The organism is Methanoregula sp., from assembly GCF_023227875.1.
In the GTDB taxonomy this organism is placed as follows: domain Archaea; phylum Halobacteriota; class Methanomicrobia; order Methanomicrobiales; family Methanospirillaceae; genus Methanoregula.
Genome location: NZ_JALOCH010000019.1, coordinates 1 through 25,008 on the forward strand (window position 1 = coordinate 1; position 25,008 = coordinate 25,008).

25 protein-coding genes are annotated in these 25,008 nt (G+C 50.8%); 19 read left to right on the top strand and 6 right to left on the bottom strand.

The annotated features are described in order from the left end of the window. Both M0R30_RS13915 and M0R30_RS13920 read right to left on the bottom strand, forming a co-directional pair. Positions 1–281: NAD(+)/NADH kinase (locus M0R30_RS13915; RefSeq protein ID WP_292547957.1), on the bottom strand; the 281-nt coding region annotated here is incomplete at its 3' end. A 6-nt stretch (positions 282–287) separates the two neighbouring features. Continuing rightward, positions 288–1,070 (bottom strand): bifunctional fructose-bisphosphatase/inositol-phosphate phosphatase, encoded by a 783-nt coding sequence (locus tag M0R30_RS13920; RefSeq protein WP_292547959.1) that lies wholly within the window; start codon positions 1,068–1,070, stop codon positions 288–290. Positions 1,071–1,169: 99 nt separating this feature from the next. On the opposite strand from M0R30_RS13920, the gene M0R30_RS13925 reads away from it, so the two are divergent. Then, the gene (locus M0R30_RS13925; protein ID WP_292547961.1) at positions 1,170–1,547 is read left to right on the top strand and encodes a translation initiation factor IF-5A; all 378 of its coding nucleotides are present in this window, start codon (positions 1,170–1,172) and stop codon (positions 1,545–1,547) included. Positions 1,548–1,679: 132 nt separating this feature from the next. On the opposite strand, the gene M0R30_RS13930 is transcribed toward M0R30_RS13925, so the two are convergent. Next, complete coding sequence (locus M0R30_RS13930) at positions 1,680–2,552, bottom strand: hypothetical protein (protein ID WP_292547963.1); 873 nt, start codon at positions 2,550–2,552, stop codon at positions 1,680–1,682. A 363-nt stretch (positions 2,553–2,915) separates the two neighbouring features. Between M0R30_RS13930 and M0R30_RS13935 the strand changes: the two genes are divergently transcribed. The 16 genes from M0R30_RS13935 to M0R30_RS14010 all read left to right on the top strand — a co-directional run bounded on the left by M0R30_RS13935 (position 2,916) and on the right by M0R30_RS14010 (position 18,404). Then, positions 2,916–3,491 (top strand): archaellin/type IV pilin N-terminal domain-containing protein, encoded by a 576-nt coding sequence (locus M0R30_RS13935; RefSeq protein WP_292547965.1) that lies wholly within the window; start codon positions 2,916–2,918, stop codon positions 3,489–3,491. A 14-nt stretch (positions 3,492–3,505) separates the two neighbouring features. Then, positions 3,506–4,129 (top strand): archaellin/type IV pilin N-terminal domain-containing protein, encoded by a 624-nt coding sequence (locus M0R30_RS13940; RefSeq protein WP_292547967.1) that lies wholly within the window; start codon positions 3,506–3,508, stop codon positions 4,127–4,129. Between the two features lie 202 nt (positions 4,130–4,331). Further along, positions 4,332–5,246, top strand: coding sequence for a hypothetical protein (locus M0R30_RS13945; protein WP_292547969.1), 915 nt, complete (start codon positions 4,332–4,334; stop codon positions 5,244–5,246). A 3-nt stretch (positions 5,247–5,249) separates the two neighbouring features. Further along, entirely contained in the window at positions 5,250–5,747 is a 498-nt protein-coding gene (locus tag M0R30_RS13950; protein ID WP_292547971.1) for a flagellin, read from the top strand. Between the two features lie 3 nt (positions 5,748–5,750). Beyond that, a complete protein-coding gene (locus M0R30_RS13955; RefSeq protein ID WP_292547973.1) occupies positions 5,751–6,236 on the top strand; it encodes a hypothetical protein in 486 nt (161 codons plus the stop codon). A gap of 10 nt (positions 6,237–6,246) precedes the next feature. After that, positions 6,247–6,978, top strand: a complete 732-nt coding sequence (locus M0R30_RS13960; protein ID WP_292547975.1) for an ATPase domain-containing protein — start codon at positions 6,247–6,249, stop codon at positions 6,976–6,978. A gap of 1 nt (position 6,979) precedes the next feature. Then, positions 6,980–8,848, top strand: coding sequence for a type II/IV secretion system ATPase subunit (locus M0R30_RS13965; RefSeq protein WP_292547977.1), 1,869 nt, complete (start codon positions 6,980–6,982; stop codon positions 8,846–8,848). A gap of 1 nt (position 8,849) precedes the next feature. Next, positions 8,850–10,490, top strand: coding sequence for an archaellar assembly protein FlaJ (gene flaJ / locus M0R30_RS13970; protein ID WP_292547979.1), 1,641 nt, complete (start codon positions 8,850–8,852; stop codon positions 10,488–10,490). A 1-nt stretch (position 10,491) separates the two neighbouring features. Beyond that, positions 10,492–11,715 carry a hypothetical protein gene (locus M0R30_RS13975; RefSeq protein WP_292547981.1) on the top strand — a complete coding sequence of 408 codons (1,224 nt, stop codon included), beginning with the start codon at positions 10,492–10,494 and terminating at the stop codon, positions 11,713–11,715. Positions 11,716–11,783: 68 nt separating this feature from the next. Beyond that, complete coding sequence (locus M0R30_RS13980) at positions 11,784–12,590, top strand: CheF family chemotaxis protein (protein WP_292547983.1); 807 nt, start codon at positions 11,784–11,786, stop codon at positions 12,588–12,590. 92 nt (positions 12,591–12,682) lie between these two features. Beyond that, a complete protein-coding gene (locus M0R30_RS13985; protein WP_292547985.1) occupies positions 12,683–13,045 on the top strand; it encodes a response regulator in 363 nt (120 codons plus the stop codon). Between the two features lie 6 nt (positions 13,046–13,051). Beyond that, entirely contained in the window at positions 13,052–14,092 is a 1,041-nt protein-coding gene (cheB, locus tag M0R30_RS13990; RefSeq protein WP_292547987.1) for a chemotaxis-specific protein-glutamate methyltransferase CheB, read from the top strand. After that, positions 14,085–16,034 (top strand): chemotaxis protein CheA, encoded by a 1,950-nt coding sequence (locus M0R30_RS13995; RefSeq protein WP_292547989.1) that lies wholly within the window; start codon positions 14,085–14,087, stop codon positions 16,032–16,034. The genes cheB and M0R30_RS13995 overlap by 8 nt, the downstream gene beginning before the upstream one ends. Positions 16,035–16,043: 9 nt before the next feature. Then, positions 16,044–16,655: a chemotaxis protein CheC gene (locus M0R30_RS14000; RefSeq protein WP_292547991.1), complete on the top strand. Its 612-nt coding sequence runs from the start codon at positions 16,044–16,046 to the stop codon at positions 16,653–16,655. A 17-nt stretch (positions 16,656–16,672) separates the two neighbouring features. Further along, a complete protein-coding gene (locus M0R30_RS14005; RefSeq protein WP_292547993.1) occupies positions 16,673–17,164 on the top strand; it encodes a chemotaxis protein CheD in 492 nt (163 codons plus the stop codon). Further along, positions 17,142–18,404, top strand: a complete 1,263-nt coding sequence (locus M0R30_RS14010; RefSeq protein ID WP_292547995.1) for a two-component regulator propeller domain-containing protein — start codon at positions 17,142–17,144, stop codon at positions 18,402–18,404. Before M0R30_RS14005 ends, M0R30_RS14010 begins: the two co-directional genes overlap by 23 nt. Positions 18,405–18,469: 65 nt before the next feature. Here the strand turns inward: M0R30_RS14010 and M0R30_RS14015 are convergent, their stop codons facing one another. From M0R30_RS14015 to M0R30_RS14025, 3 genes are read right to left on the bottom strand one after another with little or no spacing between them, the layout of a single operon-like run. Further along, on the bottom strand, positions 18,470–19,660 hold the full coding sequence (locus tag M0R30_RS14015; RefSeq protein WP_292547997.1) for a hypothetical protein: 1,191 nt from the start codon (positions 19,658–19,660) through the stop codon (positions 18,470–18,472). A gap of 45 nt (positions 19,661–19,705) precedes the next feature. Continuing rightward, positions 19,706–21,478 (bottom strand): ribosome biogenesis/translation initiation ATPase RLI, encoded by a 1,773-nt coding sequence (locus M0R30_RS14020; protein ID WP_292547999.1) that lies wholly within the window; start codon positions 21,476–21,478, stop codon positions 19,706–19,708. Between the two features lie 20 nt (positions 21,479–21,498). Continuing rightward, positions 21,499–21,861, bottom strand: a complete 363-nt coding sequence (locus tag M0R30_RS14025) for a hypothetical protein (protein WP_292548001.1) — start codon at positions 21,859–21,861, stop codon at positions 21,499–21,501. Positions 21,862–21,986: 125 nt separating this feature from the next. On the opposite strand from M0R30_RS14025, the gene rqcH reads away from it, so the two are divergent. Beyond that, positions 21,987–23,879: a ribosome rescue protein RqcH gene (rqcH, locus tag M0R30_RS14030; RefSeq protein WP_292548003.1), complete on the top strand. Its 1,893-nt coding sequence runs from the start codon at positions 21,987–21,989 to the stop codon at positions 23,877–23,879. Beyond that, entirely contained in the window at positions 23,869–24,897 is a 1,029-nt protein-coding gene (locus tag M0R30_RS14035; protein WP_292548005.1) for an mRNA surveillance protein pelota, read from the top strand. Before rqcH ends, M0R30_RS14035 begins: the two co-directional genes overlap by 11 nt. Positions 24,898–25,008: the final 111 nt, after the last annotated feature.

Sequence of the window (25,008 nt, forward strand, 5' to 3'; positions counted from 1 at the left end):
TCAAGATCTGCGAGGAACCCCACTTCCCCCCAGTTGATACCCAGGACGGGGATGGGCTTATTCAATGACTGGATCGTTCGCAGGATCGTACCATCTCCTCCGATAATGATAATCACATCTGCATCGGTTTTGAAAAGTGCAGTTCCTTTCACACCAAGAGCCGATGCAGTGTCGTTATCAAATACTGCCGTTGAGCCCGCATCGAGCAGAACATCCCGGATTGACCGGGCAAACGCAAGTGCTTCCCGGTTATCAATTCGTGAAACAATCACTGATTTCATTAACGGTCACCTCAGGTATTCGATAACCTTGTGGTGCAGGACCCCGTTCGTGGCAACAACACACCTGCCGATGGTCACTTCGTTGGGAAAGTGAATCTGGTTACCATTCAGATCCGTAACCTTCCCACCGGCTTCCGTGCAGACAAGCATACCGGCAGCCGCATCGGTAACCCGCAGGGTTCCCCGCAGGTCAATAAACCCGTCGATTCTTCCGCATCCCACGTAACACAGTTCAAGGGCAGAAGCCCCCAAGAGACGCCAACGACGGATTTTCTGTCCAAGCTGCATGACACGGGTGGGATCGAATTTCCGGCCATAGACACTCATTGCACATTCGTCAAGGTTGGATACACCCGAGACATTGATTGCCTTGCCATCACACCGCGCATAGTTCCCTTTTTCTGCCGTGAACGTCTCGCCGCTCGAAAGATTGCGGACATACGCTTTCTGGACAATTCCTTCCGTTGCATATGCAATTGACAGTGCATAAAAGGGAATTCCGGCAACAGCATTGAACGTCCCGTCAACCGGATCAAGAAATATTGTACCCTCATCACCATCAAAGGGGACCTTGCCGGCTTCTTCGCTGATGAGAAGTGAACAGAGAGGCGTTTCCTTCAGGAACCGGATAACACAATCTTCTGCGATCTGGTCGATCAATTTGGTTGGCGTGAGATCGGCACCCATCTTTACCGTTTTACCGCCATCAGCAGTTCCAACAAGTGTACCAATGCTATTTTCGACCATTTCCGCCATCTGGTTGCATGCAGAGAAAAAATCGTTTTTCATGATTTTCCAAAATTCCCTTTCTCAACGTTGTATTTATGTAATGCAACAGAGATAAATTACTAACGCGCTTATTATTGTGAGATATTCCAGGTGTAACCAATGAAGGAACAGACAGAAATCGGAAAGATTAAGGAAGGCAGGTATATTGTTATCGAAGAAGAACCGTGCAAGGTTGTTGGTATTGCCACATCAAAACCGGGAAAACACGGCGCGGCGAAGGCCCGCATTGATGCTGTCGGCATTTTTGACGGCGTCAAGAGATCCATTGTCCAGCCGGTGTCAGCAAAAACCTATGTGCCGGTAGTTGAACGCAAGAGCGGGCAGGTGCTTTCCATTGCCGGCAGCACGGCACAACTCATGGATATGAAAGACTTCACCAACTTTGAGATCCCGATTCCCGATGAAAAGAAAGGCACAATCGAAGTGGGAAAAGAATACATGTATATTGAATCAATGGGCAAGAAGAAATTCGATTAAAATTTACCGTAAATTTCCCGTTGTATCTTTTTTCCCTTATTCCCAACACGAAATTTTGTTAATAAACAGATACAGTAATCACGAATAATGGTTGATTCTTCTGACCGCTATTGACCAAAATGTTTTTCTTGATTAATATTTCCCTATATAACGGGTTGGAATTTTTATTGAAAGAGAATATGAATCCAGGGACTGGGTTGTAATAATAAAATAATAATTCCGTTGCCCTTCATAGAACTTTTCCGTCCATGGACGGGGATCAACGGCAACGAAATCCGGATCCATTGTTTCCTTCTGATGGGGACGAAGAGTCTTTTCCGCTTCAACATCCTTGTAAATACCTTTCCATAAATCCAGGTTAATTCCCCCCGGAGGAGTGATCGTTCTTACAATCCGGTTCGGATCATCCCCATCCATAACCTGAATCGTAAACTGAGGCCCTGCTGTTGAATAGGATCCTGATATTCCGCTGTGACTGTAGGATACTCCCTCACTTCCCTCAGTGGGGGTAACAGTAACAACATCTTCCTTTGCAGGTTTTAGTTCTCCGGTAGGATTCAAGGTATATTCAAGTTCCCAGTAGGGGAACGGGATGTACATAATTTTTGTTGTCCCACCACCGCCAGTTGACGATGAAATCGTGGCAAATGTAGTCATACTTGTATTGAGTGTCGTTGCATTGATTCTCGTACCGGACAGAGTTGATTTGTTTGTCGACAGGCCATAAGTCGAGGGATCTACAAATTCCACTGACTGAGCTGCTTTCGGGTTCCAGGTTGGGACAGGTGTTGGTGAAGTTGTGGGTACCGGAGTTGCTGTTGTCATGTGACTTTGTATGTATTCACTCGGGCTCTGTGCCGGAATATCGGTGACCGGTTGCGTTGTTGTAGGGACCGTAATACCCATATCTATGGGCTGGCCTGTTGCAAGTGGTTTTATCACAAGTGCAATGACGAGTACGATTACCAGTGCCGCCACGATATACATTATATCTTTTTTATCCATGACAAACCGTGTACCTGTTAATGTATGTCTTTATTCAAATAATGATATAAGATTACCATAAGTATTCTCATCAATCTTGTGAGCATGCCATACAAATTTTTTCCCATTCCGGAAATTATTGGCCGGGGGTAATCAGTTATTAAACACACAAGAAAATATACCGTGATGCAAATGAACCCGCATGACGGTCCGTCTCATAAATACGATATGAAAGGACATATCTGCTTCGCATTGGCTGAAAAAAATTCGCAAATTGCGAAAAACCCGATCCGGGATACAGAGAAAATATTTATACCATGAAATCCTTTAAACAAACAGGGATACTGGTCAAGGCCAGTGTCCGTATGTAACGAAGGTGAAGTAATGAATTCCTTAAAAAATAATGACGAGGGATTCACCGGCCTTGAGGCAGCGATTGTGCTGATCGCATTCGTTGTCGTCGCGGCGGTGTTCTCTTATGTGGTACTCGGCGCCGGGTTCTTTACAACCCAGAAAGCGCAGGAGACCGTGCACACGAGTGTCGGACAGGCAACCTCTGCTGTTGAACTATCCGGGCCGGTCATGGTACAGGCAAATGGCGCCAGCAATTCTGTTAAGAACGTCTCGTTCTACCTGCAGCTTGCAGCCGGTGGAAATGCTGTTGATATATCCAAGATCGGGTACACGGTAAGTACCTCAAAGATGGTCAAGACCGTCCAGGGAGATAGTCCCTATGTAGCTATTTCCTGGGTAAAGCAGATCTCCTCAGGTAACCTGCTTGACCCACGTGAAATGGTACTTATCGATCTTGACACAGCGGGAATGGGATTTACCTCTGATTACCTCGCGGTTAATGACAAGATGATCGTTGAAGTGAAGCCCCCCATTGGTGCAGCACTCCCCATCCAGCGGACGATCCCGGCAGCACTGAACACGCCTAACTGGTATGAGGTCTATTAAGGAGGGTGAAAGAGATGAAAAACATATACTCAGAAGATGCATTCACCGGCCTTGAAGCAGCAATCGTCCTTATCGCATTCGTGGTGGTTGCGGCCGTGTTCTCGTATGTCGTACTCGGCGCAGGGTTCTTCACAACCCAGACTGCACAGGCAACCGTGCACACCGGTGTCGCACAGGCAAGCTCAAGTCTTGAGATTGTCGGTAACGTTATGGGAGTTGCAGTTAATACAGCGCCAACCCGGCTCACCTACATCAACACAAGCGTTGCTCTAACCGCTGGCGGTACTGCAATGGATCTCCAGCAGATGGTCATTTCATACTCCGATACCGCTGGAGGCAGGAATCCGAATATCAGTTTTACTTCCTCCGGTATGAACTCGTGTACGGGTGTGTTTACGGACCAAACAACTCTTGACGCCCAGCACTGGTGTGTTTCCCAGAAGATTAACGATTTGAACCCAACCAGCAACAATGACCTGCTTGAACCAAACGAGATCTGGGTCATTTCAATAGGAATGCCCTCCACAGCGAAAGTTAACCAGAAGATTACCGTTAACTTACAGCCCGCTGTTGGTGCAGTCCTCCCGATCACGAGGACTATCCCTGGTGCGATCAACCCCGTTCAGGCAATCTACTAATCTTCTCTCTTTTTTCCGGTTCTTATTCCGGTTCCAGTCAATTGCTATTCCAATAACAGAGTCCTGCTGGATAGTAACACATTGATATGAATGGAAAAAAGGCACGCAGTTCTTTTATTAACTATTTCATATCGCATTCTGCGTTTCTTTAACAGTAAGAATGTTTATTAATTACGAATGTAATATAACGATTGGATATTTTATGGCGGTTAACCAGTCACAGGTAGACCATATCATCACTGCCGCTTCCGAAGACGACCCGGAAGTCAAGCTCCAGAACCTCGAGCGGGAGGTCGACCTGATAAAGACATCCATCAAGCGTCTCCTCATGGACATCCGTGAGCGGATGAACGAGATGGAAAATCCCTTCACTATTGTTGCAACACCCGGAGGTGCCGGTGCTGCCACGGGAACTTCTGAAGCGGATGAAGCCCGTAATTCCGCTCTCGAAGCACGCGAAGCCGCACTGGATGCCCGTGAGACACAGCTTGACGTGACAAAATCAAAGATGGAAGAAGAGGAGAAGAAAGAAGAGGTTTCCGCCAAAACCGAACCAGTTCCCCCAGAGGAAAAGAAACTCCTCGACGAACAGATGCTTGCTGCATTACGCTCACAGATCGGCATGCCCCCCAAACCCTCCCATGCCGGGCTTTCATCAGCAAATGATAAGGCACTGAACGAAAAACTCCGGCTCCAGAAAGTCTACAAACTCTTCAAATGGACTCACAATTCCGTCAGGAAATTCGGCCACGACCGGCTTGAGATCATGCTGCAGTCCTATCGTGTCATGGGATATATCTCCAGGGAGTCCTGCGACGAGATCCGCGAGATCTCCCGGCTGATGCCGGCTAATCTTGGAGAGGAGCACGAAGTCGGCCCGGATGAGTTCGTATCCGAGCTGTACGCCCTCAACCGGATCCTCACCCCCAATGATACATCCCTTGACCAGGATATGATTGAAGTCATGATGGAGCAGCGGCAGCAGATGCCCCTTACCATCGGACGGAAACAGGAAGACCGGATCGATCTCTCCGGTATTTCATTAAACGAGAAGAAATCATCGGCAAAGAACAAAGAAAAAGATGAAGAATGGATGAACCTTCCGGACAGGATATAACCAATGTCTGCCGAGACCTTCACCACCGCGATGTTCCTGATAACTGCTGTAATAGCTGCCGGTGTGTTGATCAACGCGGTTTTTCCGGTGGTCTACCAGATGGCCGGAACATTTGCTTCATCCACTCATGCATCTGATGAGCGTCTCAGGACCGACTTTAAAATTATCTCTACCATTACGCGGGACGGTTACCCAAATTATGCGGAAGTATGGCTGAAAAATATTGGCAGTTCCCGGATTCCCGTCAGTGACATAACGAACCGATCAGATGTGCTCTGTGGTCTCGTGGGTGAATATGAACGACTTTCATGGGCCAATGATGATTGGGACGTAGCACTCTATGATTCCAGTAATCCAAACTACTGGGATCCCGGTGAGACTATCAAGATTACCGCTTATTGTCCGGAGATTCCCGACAAAGGCACAGACGGGACTGTTTATTTCCAGCTCACCTTGCCTGGGGGCGTCTGGCGATCTGCTGAATTCACCGCGAGTAAATAACATATGGCCGTTGCAGAGATTATCGGGGCTGCGATTGGAGTACTTCTCCTTGTTGTAGTAGCATATCTGCTTGTCGGGGGAACACTCACTGCTGCGGAGACGATGGCAACGGCTCAGAAAGATATTACTTTGCTGCATGAAACGCGACTGAGAACCAGTATCAATATTTCCTACTATGCTTTTGAGGGGGCGGATAAGCTAAAATTCAATATAACAAATAATGGAAATGAGATGGTTTCCGACTTGCCCCAAATGGATGTTTTTTCATTTGATGAGACAAATGGATATACACACTACACGTATGATAGTTATGATCTGGGCAATCCCGGGAATTGGTCTGTTGCCGGGTTTGAGAATGATTACATACATGCAAAAGAATTGGACCCGGGAGTAACAATGAGTGTTAATATAACGTATTCGACTAAACCGACCAGCATTCAGGTCACGACCAGCAACGGGGTTTCTGCTGTATCGATAGTAAACCAGTAAGGAGATATACATGGCATCAATGTCTGATCTGATGGGGGGCGAGGACCGGCAGATTATCTCTACCGGCAACTCGGAACTCGACAAGAAAATAGCCGATGGCCTTCCCCTTGAATCACTCACTCTCATAGAAGGTGAGAACGATACCGGGAAGAGTGTGCTTACCCAGCAGATCATCTGGGGCGCCATGAAACAGGGACTATCCGTCGATCTCTTCACAACAGAGAGCACAAGCAAGAGTTTCATCAAGCAGATGGAGTCCATGAGCCTTGACATCTCCGAGTATTTTGCCTGGGGATACCTCAAGGTGTTCCCCCTCCACGTTGTCGGTTTCGAATGGAAAAAAGAGGAGATGGATGGGATCCTCTCTCATCTCGTTACCCACATCCAGAACAGCAAGTCGCAGGTTATCATAGTCGATTCCCTCACCCTGTTCACGGAATATGCCCAGACCGATACGATCCTTACGTTCTTCACGAACTGTAAGTCTCTCGTGGACCATGGCAAGACAATTCTTGTCACCCTCCATACGTATGCATTTGAGGAGGACACCCTCGTCCGCATCAGGTCCATCTGCGATGCCCACCTGAATATGAAAAAAGCCCTTGTCGGTGACAAGTACGTCATGGTGATGGAAGTCATCAAAGTACGGGGAGCACGCAAGACTACCGGGAACCTTGTAAGTTTTGAAGTACATCCGGGATACGGTATGAAGATCATCCCGATGAGCTACGCGAAGGTCTGATATGGGCACGTTATCCGTTGCAGTCAATCTTCCGTTCAAGCCGGAAGTTATTGATACCAACATCGATTTTTACAATGATATCGAGTCCAGTGCGCTGTACAAGATGCTCCCGGCCAATGCCAAGGAATACGTTAAGGCAAGCCCGCACCTCCTGGAATATCTCCACACGTTCCCGGTAAATACGTACGGCATCCCGCTCTTCCTTTCGGAATTGAAAAAAGATCTCCGTACAATGAAGAGTCCCAATATCATCTACCCGGTGAATGAGACCACATTTATCCATATTCTTCCCGACCCGGATGACGTCAGGAATTTCTATATCCCCATCGAGCCCTCGTTCCTCCACAGCGTAAACCAGATGTTACCGGTCATTGAGACAAAACTCATCGATCTCATCGATGCGCTTGAGGAAGATCCCATCAGTGACAAGGAACGGGCGGAAGTCATCAAGAAGATGCTTGCAAGCGTGTCTGTGATAAAACCAAAAAATATGGATCTGGCACAACTAACCGGAGGAGGACCGACCCAGCAGGATTTCAAATCAAAGATTACGACATTCCTCAACACCGATTTCACGGCAAAGGACAAGATGGGGAAGGTTAAGAAAAAACACCAGATCCCCCTCACACCTGACGGGAAGGTAATCCTGACGGACCAGGAATACCGGGCCATCGAATACCTGCTGATCCGGGATAAGATCGATATGGGGGTCTTAAAACCCTTTCTTTCCGACTCGTATATTGAAGATATATCCTGTGACGGTGTAGGCCCGATCTTTATCGAGCACAAGATCTTCAAAGGCTTAAAATCCGTTATCGAATTCAAGGTCTCCAGCGAACTTGACGAGTTTGTCGTCAAGATGGCGGAACGGATCAAGCGGCCGATTACCTACCGGAATCCGATCGTTGACGCTACCCTGCTGGACGGGTCCCGTATCAACATAGTGTACGGAACGGCCATCAGCAAGCATGGCAGCAACTTCAGTATCCGTAAGGTGAACGAGGTTCCCTTAAGCATCCTCAATATTGTTGAGAGCAACGGTATTGACTACGTGGCTGCTGCATACATCTGGATCTGCGTTGAGTACGGGATGTCGCTCTTCGTATCCGGTGAAACGGCAAGCGGCAAGACAACGCTCCTCAACGCGATCACGACATTCATACCACCTGAGAACAAGATCGTCACCATTGAGGATACACCGGAACTGAATGTACCTCACCGGAACTGGGTGCGGGAAGTTGCGCTTGCCAAGGGGAGGGGGGAAGGAGGAGGCGAAGCCGGAGAGGTTTCGATGTTCGACCTCTTAAAGGCGGCACTCCGTCAGCGCCCGAACCAGATCCTTGTTGGTGAAATCCGTGGGGTCGAGGGAGCCGTTGCTTTTGGTGCCATGCAGACCGGTCACCCGGTGATGAGCACATTCCACGCGGCATCGGTTGAAAAACTGATCCAGCGTCTCTGCGGTGACCCGATCAATATCCCGAAAACCTATGTGGATAACCTCAACCTTGTTATCATCCAGAGTGCGGTAAAACGCCCGGATGGCCAGCTCGTCCGGCGGATGATCAGCTGCAACGAACTTGTCGGGTATAACCCGGAGACCCAGGGGTTCACCTTCGTGCAGATGTTTGGCTGGGAGCCCGTGTCGGATACTTTTGTCTGGACGGGAAAAGGAAGTTCATACTTACTTGAAAACAAGATTGCCACGATGCTGGGATTACCGGACAGCAGAAAAGCGGAAATTTATCTTGAAGTTGAGAAACGGGCAAAGATCCTTGAACGGCTCCACAAGGCCGGCTATACCAAGTTCTGGGACCTGTTCCACATGCTGACCAAGATCAAGAAACAGGGGCTCCTGACCATTGGTGCCTGATATGGCTGAACCGGAACCCGACCTGACACCCACTAAAGAAGGTAAACCGCTTCCGTTCGCTTCCACTATCAAAAGCATCAAAGAGAAGGTTGCGCAGATCACGGAAGACAAGAAGATGAGTTCCGACCTCCTCTTCATGAATACCTACATGACCTCGCTTGCCCTTGCCAACGCATCCCGTCCCGAAATTTTTACGTTTGCTGCCAACAGGTCGGAGTATATTTCGTCCAGGTACATTGCCAGAGTGGACATGTTTGTCAAGAAATGGGGATACAGTTATGCCGAGGGATTATCCATTGTTGCTGATCGGACCAAAAATGTTATTCTCAAGAGCATGCTGGACCGGTACGCCAATGCAATTGATTCGGGTGTCCCGGACGATGATTTCCTGAAGAATGAATTATCCACCGTAAGGAGTGTCTACCGGAGCCAGGTCGAGGCGGGCCTGGAGATGGTCCAGAAATGGGGAGATGCTTATGTTGCCATGCTCCTGTCGGCAACGGTCATTGCCGTCACCCTCATGATCTCGATTGCCATCTACTCTCCCGCGGGAATTGATACCACGCTGAACGTGGGATATGCCATCATCCTTGCCATTGGTGTTTTTGGCAACGGGCTCATGTACCAGTCCATGCCGGATGATCCTAAATCGCACGGCCTGACCCATTACCGCTCCAAGGAGCAGCAGACCATCTACGCGATGGAAAGGATCATCATACCGCTGGTCATTGTCGCAATCGTCGTCCTTGGGCTCCTCGGAGTCAGTGCAGGCTTGATCTATGTCCTTATCGGCATCCTGCTGGCGCCTGTCGGTATCATCGGGTTCATTGATGATGCGAATATTACTTTGCGTGACACCGATTTTTCGACATTCATCCGGAGTTTCGGTGCCGTCATGGGTGGGCAGGGCACTACGGCCGTATATGCTCTCAACATTATTGATAAAAAATCCCTTCCGTCACTCGGGCCCCTTGTGAACGCAGTCTATTCCAAGATGAACATTGGACTTGACGACAAGCAGGTCTGGGACAAGTTTATTGGCGAGTCCGGGAGCAATCTCATCTACAAATACCTCAACATTTACCTTGATACTATTACCCTTGGCGGCCCCCCGGATGCGATCGGCACCGTTGTTGGATCCTCCATGCTGGAACAGACCCTCCTGCGGGAGAAGAAAGACATGCATGCCCGCAGTTTCATCATCCTGCTCGTGGCAATGCATATCGCCATGATCGGCATATTTGTTGTACTGTACCGGATCATGGTTGTCCTCACAGGATCGGTTACAGAGATGATGGCAAATTTCGCCAATCAATCTGCTGCCGCGGGAGCTTCAGGTGGCAGCAGCATGGGAGGGGTCTCGGCAGGGTCGGTCCTTGGGGGGGGTATGGGCATGTTCACCAATTTCCCTGAAAAAGAGGTGGGTGCCTTTGTGGTAATTTCCTTAACCATCATCACGATTTCCAATATCCTCGCAGCAAAGATTTTTGGGGGCGGGGATCGGTATATGTTTTATTTCTACGGCGCCATATTCTGTACACTGACCGGTCTTGTACTGCTGGTTGCCCCAATCGGCGTGGGGATATTCTTCAGTCCCGAGGGACTCAAGGCAATGGCTTCACAGGGAGTGGGTGGTGGTTAAAATGAAGGATAGTGTTCGCAGGATCGTGATGTTGTGCACCATTCTTACCTTTGGTCTTATCCTCATCTTCTGGAATGTTACCATTGTGACTCTTTTCGTCATGATGTTCGTTCTTGTTATCGTGCTGTCATTCCTCCTTGGCATTGTAACTGTCACGGAGATCAGGACAGCACTTGCCACTATCAAATTTTCCAGAAAACCTGCTACATCCAGGGATCAGAAGGGCAAGCCAACAACTGAAAAAGCACAACAAAAATCGGCAAAGCCGGGACCCGGGAAAACCGCTGATACAAAGGCCGGTTTTGGTACCCACCTGAAGTCGATCTTCTCTTCCGTTGATTCTCTTGGCACAATCCTCAAGGCGCGAGGCAGGAGTGAGAAGAAAGTCGAAGACATCAACAAGATGCTCGATAAGACGATAAGTGAGAAAGTCACCAAACCGGCGGCATCTGCCGGTGCCGGCGCACCACTTCCCGCATCCGGAGGAGCCGGGTCACTGGATGACTCGGATCCATTCCTTTCCGGTGACGAATTTGATGCAGGGCTTCTTGACGGACTCGATGACGATACTGCCTTTTCGTCATCAGCGGGAACCGGACCCGCTCCCGAAGGTGAACCCGCCGCAGATCTCCCGGCACCGGAATTACTGATGCCTTCATTTGACAACACGGATGAGACCTCCGCTGCTCCTGCTGATGATGGTGGCGGACTGGACGCGTTCAGTGGCCTTGATAGCGGTAGTGAGATGGATGCGGAGTTTGGCGATCTCGACAACCTGAGCCTCGATGATGTCGAGCTGGATGAAGACATGGACGGCATGTCGGTACCCGCCACGTCTCCTGATGAAGTCCCGCCAGGAGAAGCTCCGGCGGCATCTGCCGCAGCTCCCAAGACCGAATCCACTGCAGTGAAGACGGCATGGATCGCCTCGGATGCACCACCGGATGCAGATATGACAGAAGACCAGATTGGTATCCAGTCAGATATGGCATCATTTGCCGGGGGCAGCGGGGGCACGGATGAAGATCTCCTCAGTTCCATTGCATCCGATGTCAAGACCCATAAAAAAGAGGCCGACATAAGCCTGCTTCGGGAACTGAAGGACTTCAAGGCACCGGCAATGGATATCGAGGATGAACTCAAGGGCATGTACCAGAAGATCGGTGGGATTTCAAAAGAAAAAGAGAAAGAGAAAGACCAGCAATCGACAGATGGAATAAAATAAACCCCGGAACAACACTAAAAGTACACTATAAAATATTCATGCAGCAAAATTTTTCTCCGTGAGGTCTCATGAAAGAAGTCCCCGCAAAAATCGAACATAACAAAACCTGGGTTGTCATCAAGCTCGGGGTTGGTGAAGACCGGATCGTCCTCCCGGCACCCGTCAATAAAGAGATCCTCTTCAAGAATGTCGTGGATGTTGCCGAAAAGAAAAATATCCTTATCGTAACGGCAAAAACGGATGTTGAAGTATCGTACAAAATTCTTTCCGTTGACAAGGTCCTGCAAATCCTGAAAAAACTGATCCTGGCCTCATGCAATGCATACCGCCTCATGGCATATTTCATGTCGCCGGCTATCAAAGGCGGAGTCATGATAAAGGATGCCCAGTGGGAGAAAGGCAGTGTCGTTGTCGTCCATTCCGGCATCTGGTTCGTCAGCGCCGCAAAACAGGTCTGTGTCCCTGTTTCGGATGTAGCTGCGATCGAACTGACAAAACGGGAAGTCCAGGGAAAGGCAACAGATGTTGTCCGCATAGATCATCTCGAATCAGGGGAACTGACCTCAAGTCTCGTTCTCTGCCCTCTTTCAACGCTCCAGGTGTTATTTAATTTCCTGACAGAGACCACCAAAGGGATGGATATGAAAGGTACCGAACTGGACGGAGTCGGCCAGCAGGTTGCCATGCTCATCTATTCCGGCATGGACTCACATGCCATCGAAAATATGCTTAATATCCCCCACAAACAACTGGATGGGATATATGACAATATCCTGAAACTCGGTCTTGCAGAAATCGTGACTATACGCCGGGAAGTACAGCTGACCACCAAAGGTGTACGATACATTTCAGATGCAACAAAATCGCAAAACTAACGAAAATTTTTCATCTGTTTAAAATTTCTCTTCTGTTTTGCAGTCCCATACAGTTTTATGCAATGATTTACCAATCACTTATTTGATCGTCAATGGGAAAGATTTTGATCGTGGATGATACACTCTTCATGAGAACCCTTCTTAAAAATATCCTGTTCTCCGGTGGCCATACTATTGCCGGTGAAGCAGGAGATGGGGAAGAGGCCGTCGCAAAATACAAAGAACTGAAACCGGATCTCGTCACCATGGACGTTGTGATGCCAAAGATGAACGGTATCGAGGCGCTGAAAGGGATTAAGGCACTTGATCCGAATGCCCGGGTTGTCATGTGTACGGCTGTCGGCCAGGAACAGATGGTAAAACTGGCCATCAAGACCGGTGCAAAGGGGTATATTGTAAAGCCGTTCCAGGCCCCGAAAGTGCTTGAAGAAGTCAAGAACGTTCTCGCATCCTGACGTTATATGGTAAAAATTCTTATCGTTGATGATTCCGTGTTCATGCGCACGATCATCCGGGATATGGTTACTAAAGACCCGGCCATTGAAGTAGTGGGAACGGCTTCAAATGGCCAGGATGCGCTGGAAAAGATCCAACAACTCAAACCGGACCTGGTCACGCTCGATATCGAGATGCCGCGGATGACCGGCATCCAGGTCCTTGAGAATCTCCAGAAACAGAAACGGCGCCCGAAGATCCTGATGCTGAGTACCCTGACTTCGGAGGGTGCGGAGAAGACACGCGAGGCCATCCACCTCGGTGCCGATGACTTCATGCTGAAGCCAAAGGATATTCCCCATGCCCGTGATATCGGCGATGAACTGATCTCGAAGATCAAACACCTTGTCACGCTTTCCTCAAAGCCTCTGCAGCATAAAGTCACCACCTCATCAGGATCAGCAGAACGGGTCGTCCTCATCGGATCGTCTGCCGGGGGACCCCCCATGCTCGATACCCTTCTCGCAGAAATCCCCGCAGATCTTCCAGCCGGTGTTATGGTTACCCAGCATATGCCAACAGGATTTACCGCTGCTCTCGCCGAACGGTTCAACCGCATTGCGGCGATGCCGGTAAAAGAGACCGAGAACGGTGATATTGTAGAAACCGGCAAGATCCTGCTCTCAAAAGCAGGGGTACACACGATCATCAGCGGGGATATCGGAGCAAATAACGCACGGATTGGCCGGATCATCCACTCCAATGCACCAACCATCCACGGGGTTCGCCCGGCGGTCGACAAAACGTTTGAATCCGCAGCTCACGTATACGGGAAAAATATCGTTTCCGTGATCCTGAGCGGTATGGGAAATGATGCTGGTGAGGGTGCCCACGCAATCAAGGAGGCCGGAGGCACCAGTCTTCTCTGCGATGAGAGGGACTGCCTGGTCTACGGCATGGCCCGTTCGGCAATCCAGAAGAATGCTGTCGACAAGGTCCTGCCACTGAGGAAACTGGCAGCAGAAATCGAAAGACTGGTGTACCAGATGGAGGAAGCTCGTGTCTGAATTTGAGGCCTACCGCGGCCTTTTTGTTGCGGAGTCCCGTGAAAACCATGAGAACATGGTAAAGAACCTCCTCATCCTTGAGAAAGGTTCGGATCAGAATGCTATCGATGAAATCTTCCGTTCGATCCATACTCTCAAAGGTGCATCGGCATCCATGGGCTTTGCGGATATGGAACGGCTGTGCCATGCCATGGAGGATATCTTCCAGTTGATACGGAGCGGTACTGCGGGTATGACGCAGGAACTCGGCAACCTGCTCCTTGCCTGTTCTGATGTCTTAGAACAGATGATTGATGATGTGGAAGGCGGGGGAGACACATCTTCATTAAGCCCGGACAAACAGGTTGGTGCCCTCAAACAATGGCTTGAAGATCTCAAGGGGAAACCGGAGCCAACAAAAGGAAAGGGAAAACAGCACAAGAAAGAGCAGGCTTCGCCAGCTGCAACCCCGGCCGGGAAGCCCACAGATACACCAGATACCGGCGATATACCGGCATATACCATCAACATCACCGTGGCAAACGAATGCCTGATGAAAGATGTCCGGGCAATGATTGCAATCGGTAACCTGGAAGCTCTCGGTACCATTGTCTCCATCAATCCATCAAAAGAGGCAATCGATGCTGGTGAATTCGATGGTTCGCTTGTTCTGCAGATTGCAAGCGAAGCCGGAGAAGAAGCACTTCAGACCGCCGCAATGGGTACTGAAATTGCCAAGGTTGAGATCAAACCGGTGGTAAAACAGGAGAGGATAGCATCCGAGGATACTTCAGCCGCTAAAAAACAGGCTGCCACGTCCGACAAGAGTCGTGAGATCAAGAATCTCCGGGTCGATATAACACAGCTCGACCATATCATGAACCTTGTCGAAGATCTCGTGATCAACCGGGGCCGGCTCAAACAGATTGCCGAGCAGCACCGGATCAAGGAGATGAATGAAGCGATCGGCATGGTCGACCGGTCGGTATCGGACCTCCAGAACCTGATGATGATCATCCGGATGATCCCCCTGAACCACATATTCAACCGGTTGCCACGGGTTGTCCGCGATGTGGCGCAGTACGACAGCAAGGAAGTCGAATTTGTCATGGAAGGTGGGGAGACGGAACTCGACCGCAGTGTCATGGACGGGCTCAACGATCCCCTGCTTCACCTGATCAGGAATGCTGTCAACCATGGTATCGAGTCACCTGAAGTCCGTGAAGCCGCCGGTAAACCACGGAAAGGGTTTGTCAGGCTGGCTGCACACCGCGACAGGGATAACGTCATCATCGAACTGATCGATGACGGTGCTGGTGTCAATGTAGAAAAAGTCAAGAAGAAAGCTGTTGAAAAGGGCCTCATTACCCAGGAAACCGCGGATACCCTGACATCGGATCAGGCGGTTGAACTCCTGTTCCAGCCCGGGTTCTCCACAGCAGATAAGATCTCCGATATCAGTGGCAGGGGTGTCGGGCTCGATGTCGTAAGGAGATCCATCGAATCCCTGAAAGGGACTATCCGTGTCGAGACAACGCCGGGAAAGGGGAGCCGGTTCGAACTTTTACTCCCACCAACCATGGCAATCGTGGATGTCATGATCGTCCGTATCAACGGGAAACGTCTCGCCATTCCTATCAGCAGTATCGTAGAAGTAGCGAATTTCAAACGCGATACCACGCACCATATCGGAAACGGTGAGGCTATACTCCTGCGGGACGAAGTGCTCCAGATCTTCTGGCTTAACGAGATGATCGGGACTTCCAGTGTATGCGATGTCCTTATCGTCATCCAGTACCAGAAGAGAAAATGCTGCATCCCTGTTGATATTGTTGAGGGACAACAGGAAGTGGTTGTTAAACCACTGAGCAGTTTCATTGGCAACACGAGGGGAGTAAGTGGTGTCACGATCCTTGGCGACGGTGACGTTGTGCCAGTCCTTGACGTAAATACGATGGTGTAGGAGAAGATCATGAAATTATCGACCGTTCAGTCCGATGCAATCCAGGAACTCGGAAATATTGGCGCTGCCCATGCAGCTACTACGCTGTCCCAGATGTTGGGAAGTACCGTTGAGATGAGTGTACCAGCGATCAAGGCGATTGATATCGCCGAACTGGGATCCTACATGGGGGAGGAATCCGCGGCCATGGTGGCCTTTGAGCTCCAGGGCGAGATCCCCCACGGCGGATTTGTTATATTTTATATCTCCAAGGAGTCCGCTATCCGGCTCACCAACACCATGCTCGGGATGACCGATATGGACAGGGCAATGAACGAGATGGACGAGAGTGCACTGATTGAAGTCGGCAATATCATGGTCTCAGCGTTCCTGGATGCAACCGCTGAACTGCTCGGGTTCATCATGCTCCCGTCCCCCCCTGCACTCAGCCTCGACATGGCACATGCGGCAATGGCCTCGCTTGTCGCACAGATGGGGGATGACGTTGATGAAGTCCTGCTTTTCTCCACCGAACTTGTCTGCGAAGAGCACAAAATTGACAGCGATATCATTATGCTCCCGGAGACCGCGACACTGAAAAGGATTGTAGAACTGATGGAAAATATGATGAAAGGCATTTAACGAGTTCGATGCATACCATGCCCGATCCACATTCCCCAAACGGACAGACTACCATGATCGGTATCGGTGAATACCGGATCGGTTCGTTCCCGATGATGACAATCGGCCTTGGCTCCTGTATCGGACTTACCATCTACGATGAAACACTCAAGATCGGTGCGATGGTGCACATCATGCTGCCGGACAGTGCCGGAAGGCAGGACCGCCCCGGAAAATACGCAGATACCGCCATCCCGCTGCTCCTCAAGGAACTTGGAGCACTGGGATGCAAGAGCCGTTCGCTCAAGGCAAAGATGGCAGGGGGTGCGTGCATGTTTGAATATTTCGGCACGAACCTCAATATCGGTGAGCGCAATGCGGAAAGGGTCAGGGCTCTCTTAAAAGAACATAATATTCCTCTTGTGAAAGAGGATGTTGGCGGGAAAATTGGACGATCGGTTACGTTCCAGCCAGCCAATGGCGGAAAAGTCTCGATCCGGAGAGCAAATGGTACTTCAGGGGAATTGTAAGATACTCCTCTTTTTCTGTATCATTGCACTTGTCGTACCCGCATCTGCCGATACCCTTAATGTAACCTTTTATCCCCTGGTTACCAGTACTCCAGAGCCGCCGGTTCCCTTCACGATCACTCTCTTTATTCCCACATCAACCATGATCCATTCCAACCAGATCACGGATATGGTTCGTGGTCCGGACGGGGAGGTCGTAATTGCAACTTCATTTGGTCTATCAACCTACAACGGGTCGTGGTCAACCCGGCACATGACTCATGACAACCTCTCGGAAGGGCTGATGGACGACTATATCACTGCCGTGGAATATGACCGGAACGGCAGTCTCTGGATCGGGTATGCAGAAGGAATACAGATCTACAACGGCAACTACTACCAGACATTCCGAGACCAGCAGTTATTGAAAAACATGGAGATAAAAGACCTCCAGCGCTGGAATAACGACATGTGGATTGCCACCGGGCATGCCGGAGTCCACCGGTACCGCGACGGTGAATGGACATGGTTCCAGCCGGAATCCCCGGGGGGTCCCGGGTTTTATGAGATCGACAGCATGGTCATTGATCCACCCCCGGCCAATATGTCCCTGATCGCAACCGAGGGGGAAGGATTGTGGATCATAAGGTCACAGGACGATCCGATCCATTTCGAATGCATTGCTGCTAAAGGATCGACATATGGCCTGCTCGATCACGTCAGGCTTGATCCGAACGGTGGCGCTTATTTCTTTAATGCTTCGATGGTTGTGCATTACTCCCCTGATGTAAACTTCACTCCGGTCCTGAACAACCGCAATCTCGCAATCACGGTGCCTTCGATAAATGACCTTGCCGCCGGACCGGATGCATTGTACCTGGCAACCGATACCGGCATATATATCTGGAAGAACGGAGGGATTTTCCGGCGCCTCGACCGGTTTGAGGGCATCGGTACCTCTTCGGTAGTACGTACGATCAACATCGATACAGATAACAGAGTCTGGTTCTCCACGCAGGATGATGTGGGATATTATGTAGACCGGGTGGGCGAACATGACTCGCTCGTGATAGAGACAGTCACGTCACCAACCCCCACCCCCGCCCCGGCTACCACTGCATATGTGCGACCGATTCCCACGCTCAGGGAAGACGCGCCGGTTACGAGCAACACATCAGATTCCGGGGGAATTGATTCCATCATCAGCCCCATTATCCTGGGGATTAAAAACCTGCTGTCAGGATTCGGCATTTCTATATAATATAGTTAAAAAAGCCGGTAATCAGAACCGGGCCGGGAACAATAAGCACAGGGGAGTGCGAGTGCTCATTTTTTGTTGATCAGTTCAACCGTACAGTATTGATCAAGAGAATCAAGGAGTGTCTTTCTCGCTTTTTTCATACGGTTTTCATCAGGGGAAATAAGATCCGCGGCAATATACTTCAGGGCAATTGCATAATACTGGAACTGCGGGAACTCTGTTTCAAACTCAGCAATCCGGGCCATCGCTTCCTTGTAGTCCCGGTTCATGAGGTCAAACGTAAAATCAAACAGCTCGATGACCTGTGCCGGCATGCCCTTGGTCACTGCCAGTTTGTGAAAACCATGGTACGTCATCTTTTTTGATGTGAGCAGTGACAACTTGAGCCCGAGATATATCGGTTCAAGATCATCTGGATACTGTTTGAGCAACTGGTTGACAACACCGGCAGCCCCGGGAGCATCGCGGGTCTCCAGTTTGTAGTAATACATCTCCCGGAGGAAATGGATGTCATTGTAAAACCGCTGGGATCCAAGGTCAAGCAACCTCTTTCGCATCTCCCCATCGTGAGTGAACGCCACATTCTGCAGGCCGGCTTCAACAAACCACCGCTCGTCCGGGAACCATTCGAGTCCGGTAAAGATCATCTGCCAGAAGATCTTTTCCAAGAACTCGGTGTCTTCGACCTCGAGCTGTTTGATACTGTTTATCGGAGGCTTTGTCTGGGCAAGGGCATGCATCATCTCCCGGGCGAAGAGCTCCATCTCTCCCGGGCGGTATTTTTTGCTGGATTCATCTTTCTTGAACTCCCTGAGGGAAAGGACGTAATAACAGTACGCAACCGAAGTACCCAGCTTCACGTCAAGGGTGGCATACTTTTTCAGGAAGTCCAGTGCATGAACATGGTCCCCGACCTTCAGCAGCTTCAGGCCGATGACAATATTGACACCCGTCTCGGCATCTTTCTTCTTCTTGAAACGGATGGCATTTGCCATCACCTTCTTCACGTACTCAAAATCACCGACATTTGCACTCGCATCGAGAACCTTGAAAGTGATGCCGTCGATGAATTCGTCATAGGTATCATCAGGGAGATGAGGAAACGAGTTCTCCAGCGCTGAAATGACATACCCGAAAAAGACAGGGAGATTTGCATCGACTTTTATGGTGTTGCGCTCGATATACCCGTCAAAGTCCTTCTTCAGGAGATGCAGCTTATCGTAGACGATCGCATCAGATAGCTTCTCTCCCCTCATACAGCAAGAGTTGCATGTTAAAATATTAAAAGGTATGAGACGTTTTCAGTCGTCATCCTGTGCATAATAATAGAATTCCCCCAAGGATTTCTGTTCCCGGTCAAGGAAGGAATCCGGTTTGTTGATCCGCGGCCGGCCGGTCTGGTCCCGGCGGAACGTGACATCCAGTTCCTGCAGGAACCGGTTCATCCCGTCACGCATCCGGAACGGTCCTGTTGCAATCCCCCGGATCCCCGGTTCGCCATCAAAGACCAGGATCCGTTCGCTGATCATATCGATCAGGTAGATATCGTGGTCGATCACCATGATCCCCGCCTCACGGCCTTCCGCATGGTGCTTGATCATCCGGGTGACCTTGACTCGCTGCTCCACATCGAGATGGGCACTGGGCTCATCGAGGATATACAGGTCAGCGTCCCGTGAGAGGCAACCGGCGATTGCCACGCGCTGCAGTTCCCCGCCGCTCAGGGAGTCCACCGGTGACTGGAGGATCGGTGTAAGGGAGAGGGATTCGATGATCTCATGCTGGAACATCGAAGAGTCAAATTTCGTTGTGCACCGTCTCAGGTACATTTCCACACTGTCAGATGTATCGGCCTTGATGTACTGGGGTTTGTATGAGATACGCAGGGTCGTCTCCATCGTACCGGTTGTCGGGATCTCGACACCGGCAAGGAGTTTGGCAAACGTGCTCTTTCCCATGCCGTTTGCCCCGACAACACCCAGTACTTCGCCAGCTTTGACCGTACCACCGCTAATAGTGAGATGGAATGCATCAAACTTCTTGGTCATTGCCGGGATGATAAAGAGATCTTCCCGTTCAGATCCCTTGTCGTGCGCACGTTTCTCGAACACCACCTGCGTGTCCCGGAACCTCACGTTCTCTTCAGCAAGGAACCCTTCGAGGTACTGGTTGATGCCCACCCGTACCCCTTTGGGCCGGGTGATGATACCGAATACGGCTGGTTTACCGTACGCCACATGGACGGTATCCGCCAGCATATCGAGAATGGCAAGGTCATGCTCAACAATGACCACGGGGCGCTCAGTAGCTAGGTCACGGATCAGTTTTGCTGCCGCGATCCGCTGGTAGATGTCCAGGAACGGGGTGATCTCATCAAGGAAATAGAGATCGGCATCCCGGGCAAGGCAGGCGGCAATCGCAACACGCTGGAGCTCTCCCCCGCTGAGCGTGCTGATCTCGTGGTCGAGAATACCGTCCAGCTTCAGGACCGGGAGGATTTCTGCAAGCCGACCCCGTTCATCAGTGGTCTTCAGGAGCGCCCGCACGGTACCGGAAAACACTTTGGGAATATAGTCGATATACTGGGGTTTTGTTGCGATCTTCAGCGTCTTTTTCGAGACCGTCTGGAGATAATCAAAAAGTTCAGTGCCGGCATACAGCTTGAGGATCTCTTCCCATGCCACTTCATTGTCAAAGTTCCCGAGATTGGGGCGGAGTTGGCCGGAGAGGATCTTGATTGCGGTACTTTTACCGATACCGTTTGCCCCGAGAATACCGGTGACTTTTCCCTCGACTGGAACCGGGAGGCCGTAGAGCGCAAAACCGTTCTTGCCATACCGGTGGGTTGGGTGCTCAAGTTCTTCGGGTAAACTGACAATATCAATTGCATCATACGGGCATTTCTTGATGCATATACCGCACCCGACACAGAGCTCCTCGGAGATCAGGGCCTTGCCATCGGCTCCGATGATAACGGTCTCATCCCCGGTCCTGACACGGGGACAGTAGAGGATGCACTCGTTGCCGCATTTTTTTGCATGGCAGCGGTCTTTGTGGACAATGGCTATTCTCATGGCGTATCACAAAAGGGAGATTATTGGGGAATGGCAGTGAGCATGATCGTCCAGCTCATGAACCAGAACGCAAAGGTCATGAACCCCTGGTAAAACCAGTCCTTGCCACCAAGTTTTGTTGTATCCATTTTCATGAGCATGAAGATGTGCTTCTGGAGGACGATGAACGCGAGCATGAACATGAATCCCAGGAACCCGTCACTCTGTAACCCTGCTGCATCCGGGGCGCCCCCCAAATAATAGGCCAGCAGTCCGGCAAGGATACCGAGGATGGACGCGACAAGCGTCCGCTTGATACGTTCAATGTGTTCAGCCTGTTTATCCGCCTTGGTCTTTGCCTTCTTTGTCTGGACAGGCTTCTCTTCAGGAATATCTTCACTCATGCCACAACACCAGTTGTCATATAACTATGTTCTCAAAGCCATATGTAATTTGGTTTTGCCTTTTGTTCCCTTCTGATTATACGTTTATCAGGATCTGACAGCTAATAACTTACCGGTTATATTCCATGGCATCCGAACAGGGCATGAGCGGTATCGACGTTAAGGCGATGACGTCCGAGTTGTGTCAGAAGCTGCCGCTCTGGATCGACAAGGTCTACCAGTTCGATACCCGGACGCTTGCGGTCAGGCTCAATGGCGACAACAAGGCAAAATACCAGATGATTGTCGAGGCCGGGAGACGGGCCCATCTTGTCCGCGACCTGCCCGAACCCCCGAAAAACCCGCCCCAGTTTGCGATGTTCCTCCGGAAATATATCTCCGGGGGAAAAGTGCTTTCCATCCGCCAGCACGGGCTCGAACGCATCCTCATCTTCGATATCGGCAAGGGCAGCCAGGTATATCACCTGATCATCGAGCTGTTCGATGAGGGCAACCTGATTCTGGCCGATGAGAAGTATACTATTGTCAAACCCCTGCGGCACCACCGGTTCAAGGACCGCGATGTTGTACCGGGTGTGCCTTATGTTCTTGGCAGCAGCGATCCAACGGCGTCGATTGAAAACCTTGCAGCATTTCTCAAAGCGGATGACCGCGACCTCGTCAAGGCCCTTGCCATCGGAGGAATGCTCGGGGGGATGTATGCAGAATATATATGCACACATGCTGGAATTGACAAGACCGTCCCGGCGGTATCAGCAGATCCGGAAAAAATATACGATGCACTCACGAGCCTTTTCCAGCGTGTGGAGACATCACGGATTCCGGTGATAGCAGCAAAGCACTGCGAACCGGTTGACCTCTGGGACGGCAACGGCACGACCGGGTACCCAAGCTTTTCCGAAGCGCTCGAAGCATTCTACCCGCTGACAAAGGCCGAGAAGAGATCCTCTGCCCGCCCGAAGATCGCAAAGGAAGACCGGATCCGCATCCACCAGGAAGCGGCGATCAGGAAATTCGACCGGACCATTGCACAGACCGAAGAGATCGTAAACGCGATCTACGAGAACTACCAGTTCATTGCCGGAATTATCACATCACTCGATGCGGCAAGTAAAAAACTGTCCTGGCAGGAGATCGAAAAGCACATCCGTGATGCTCATACGCCGGATGCAAAGAAAATTGTCGCGTTCTACCCCGGGGAGGCGGCAGTTGACGTGGATATCGGAAAGAAAGTGAAGATCTATGTCCACGAAGGTGTGGAGCAGAATGCCGGCCGCTACCATGACCTCATAAAGAAATTCAAGAAGAAGAAGGCAGGTGCCCTCATGGCCATGAAGACAGTCACGGTCAAAAAGGCCACCCGTAAAAGGGATTTTATTCCCTTAAAGAAACTCTGGTACCACCGCTTCCGCTGGTTTATCACAAGCGACGGGGTTGTCGTGCTCAGCGGGCGCGATGCCTCACAGAACGAGGAACTGGTCAAGAAATACATGGCCGGCGGGGACCTCTTTGTCCATGCCGATGTCCACGGGGCGAGCGTAGTCATTGTCAAAGGAAAGACAGAGCGGATGGACGAAGTGGCGCAATTCGCGGCATCATACTCCGGAGCATGGCGGAGCGGCCATTTCTCCGCAGATGTGTACAGCGCCCTCCCTTCGCAAGTCAGCAAGACACCGGAAGCCGGGGAATACATATCCCGGGGTTCGTTCATTGTCCGGGGCGAGCGCACGTATTACCGTAATGTCCCGCTCGCGGTCGCGATTGGCCTCATGCTTGAACCCAATGCGGCAGTGATTGGCGGCCCCCCTTCGGCAATTGCCGGAAGGACAACGGCATATGTCGAGCTCAGGCCCGGCCAGTTCGAACCAAATGACGTGGCAAAGAAAGTCCTGCGCATCCTCAAAGAAAAGATCCCTGAAGATGACGTAAAGGCTCTCAAAGGCATCCTGAACACCGAACGGGTTGCTGCATTCACCCCGCCCGGAGGATCGGATATCGAGGGGCACCATGAAGGCTGAATCCGGGGAGATGCGGAACAATTTCGGTGAGATCCGGCTCCTCCCGGAAAGCATCGACGACCTCTGGCACCTCCAGCATATCATCGCCCCGGGAGACCTCGTCTTTGCCACAACGTTCCGGAGCGTCGATACCGCAAGCGACAAGATCCGACCCGAGAAAGTGGAGAAGCGACCGGTCCGGCTTGGTATCCGGGTTGACCGGCTGGAATTCTCCGAACACGGGGTCCGGCTCCGCATCACCGGCACCATTGAGCATGGCGTGGACACCGGCGCGTTCCATACGATCAATGTAGAGACCGGATATGAGATCTCCGTTATCCGGCAATGGCGGCCGCTTGACCTCGAACGGATCGACCGGGCAGTAAAGGCATCGGTGTACGGCGTCATCCACATCCTGACCATCGAGGAGGGTGAAGCAGAGCTCTTCCGCCTCCGCCAGTACGGGCCGGAGAGTGCCATCACGATCACCTCCGGCAGCGGCAAAGGCGCGGAGACGGAATCCCGAAGGAGTTTTTTTGACCAGATCCTCATTGTCATTGCCGATATATCCGGCCCGCTCATCATCGCCGGCCCCGGGTTTATCAAGGAGGATTTTGTCAGGTATGCCAAAAACCAGAACAGCCCGCCCTCCGACCGGGCAATTGTTGTAGAGACCCGGCGGATCGGGCGCGGGGCTGTCCAGGAAGTGATCGGGAAGGGGGCGCTCGATAAGCTGATCGATGACCTCCAGCTCTCCCGCGAAGTGAAGTTGATGGACGAGGTGCTCCTCCGGATCTCGCAGGAAGGACCGGTGGCATACGGGCGGAAGGAAGTCGGGGAGGCGATCGGATATGGCGCAGCGGAACAAATCCTGATTGCCGATACGCTCCTGCGGGACCCTGAGGTTATGAATCTTGTCGAAAAGGCAGAGGCAATGCGGGCATCGGTTGTGGTGCTCTCCTCATCGTTCGAACCCGGCGAGCGTCTTGTTGCCCTTGGCGGGATTGCGGCGCTGCTCAGGTATAAAGTAGCTCAATAATTTTTTGGAGTTTCATTCTCCTTTCCATTGAGAACTTTTGAAATATATGCGAGAACCAATTAAGAGATTTTCTAATAAACAAATTGGAGATTTATGAAATACAAAAAATCT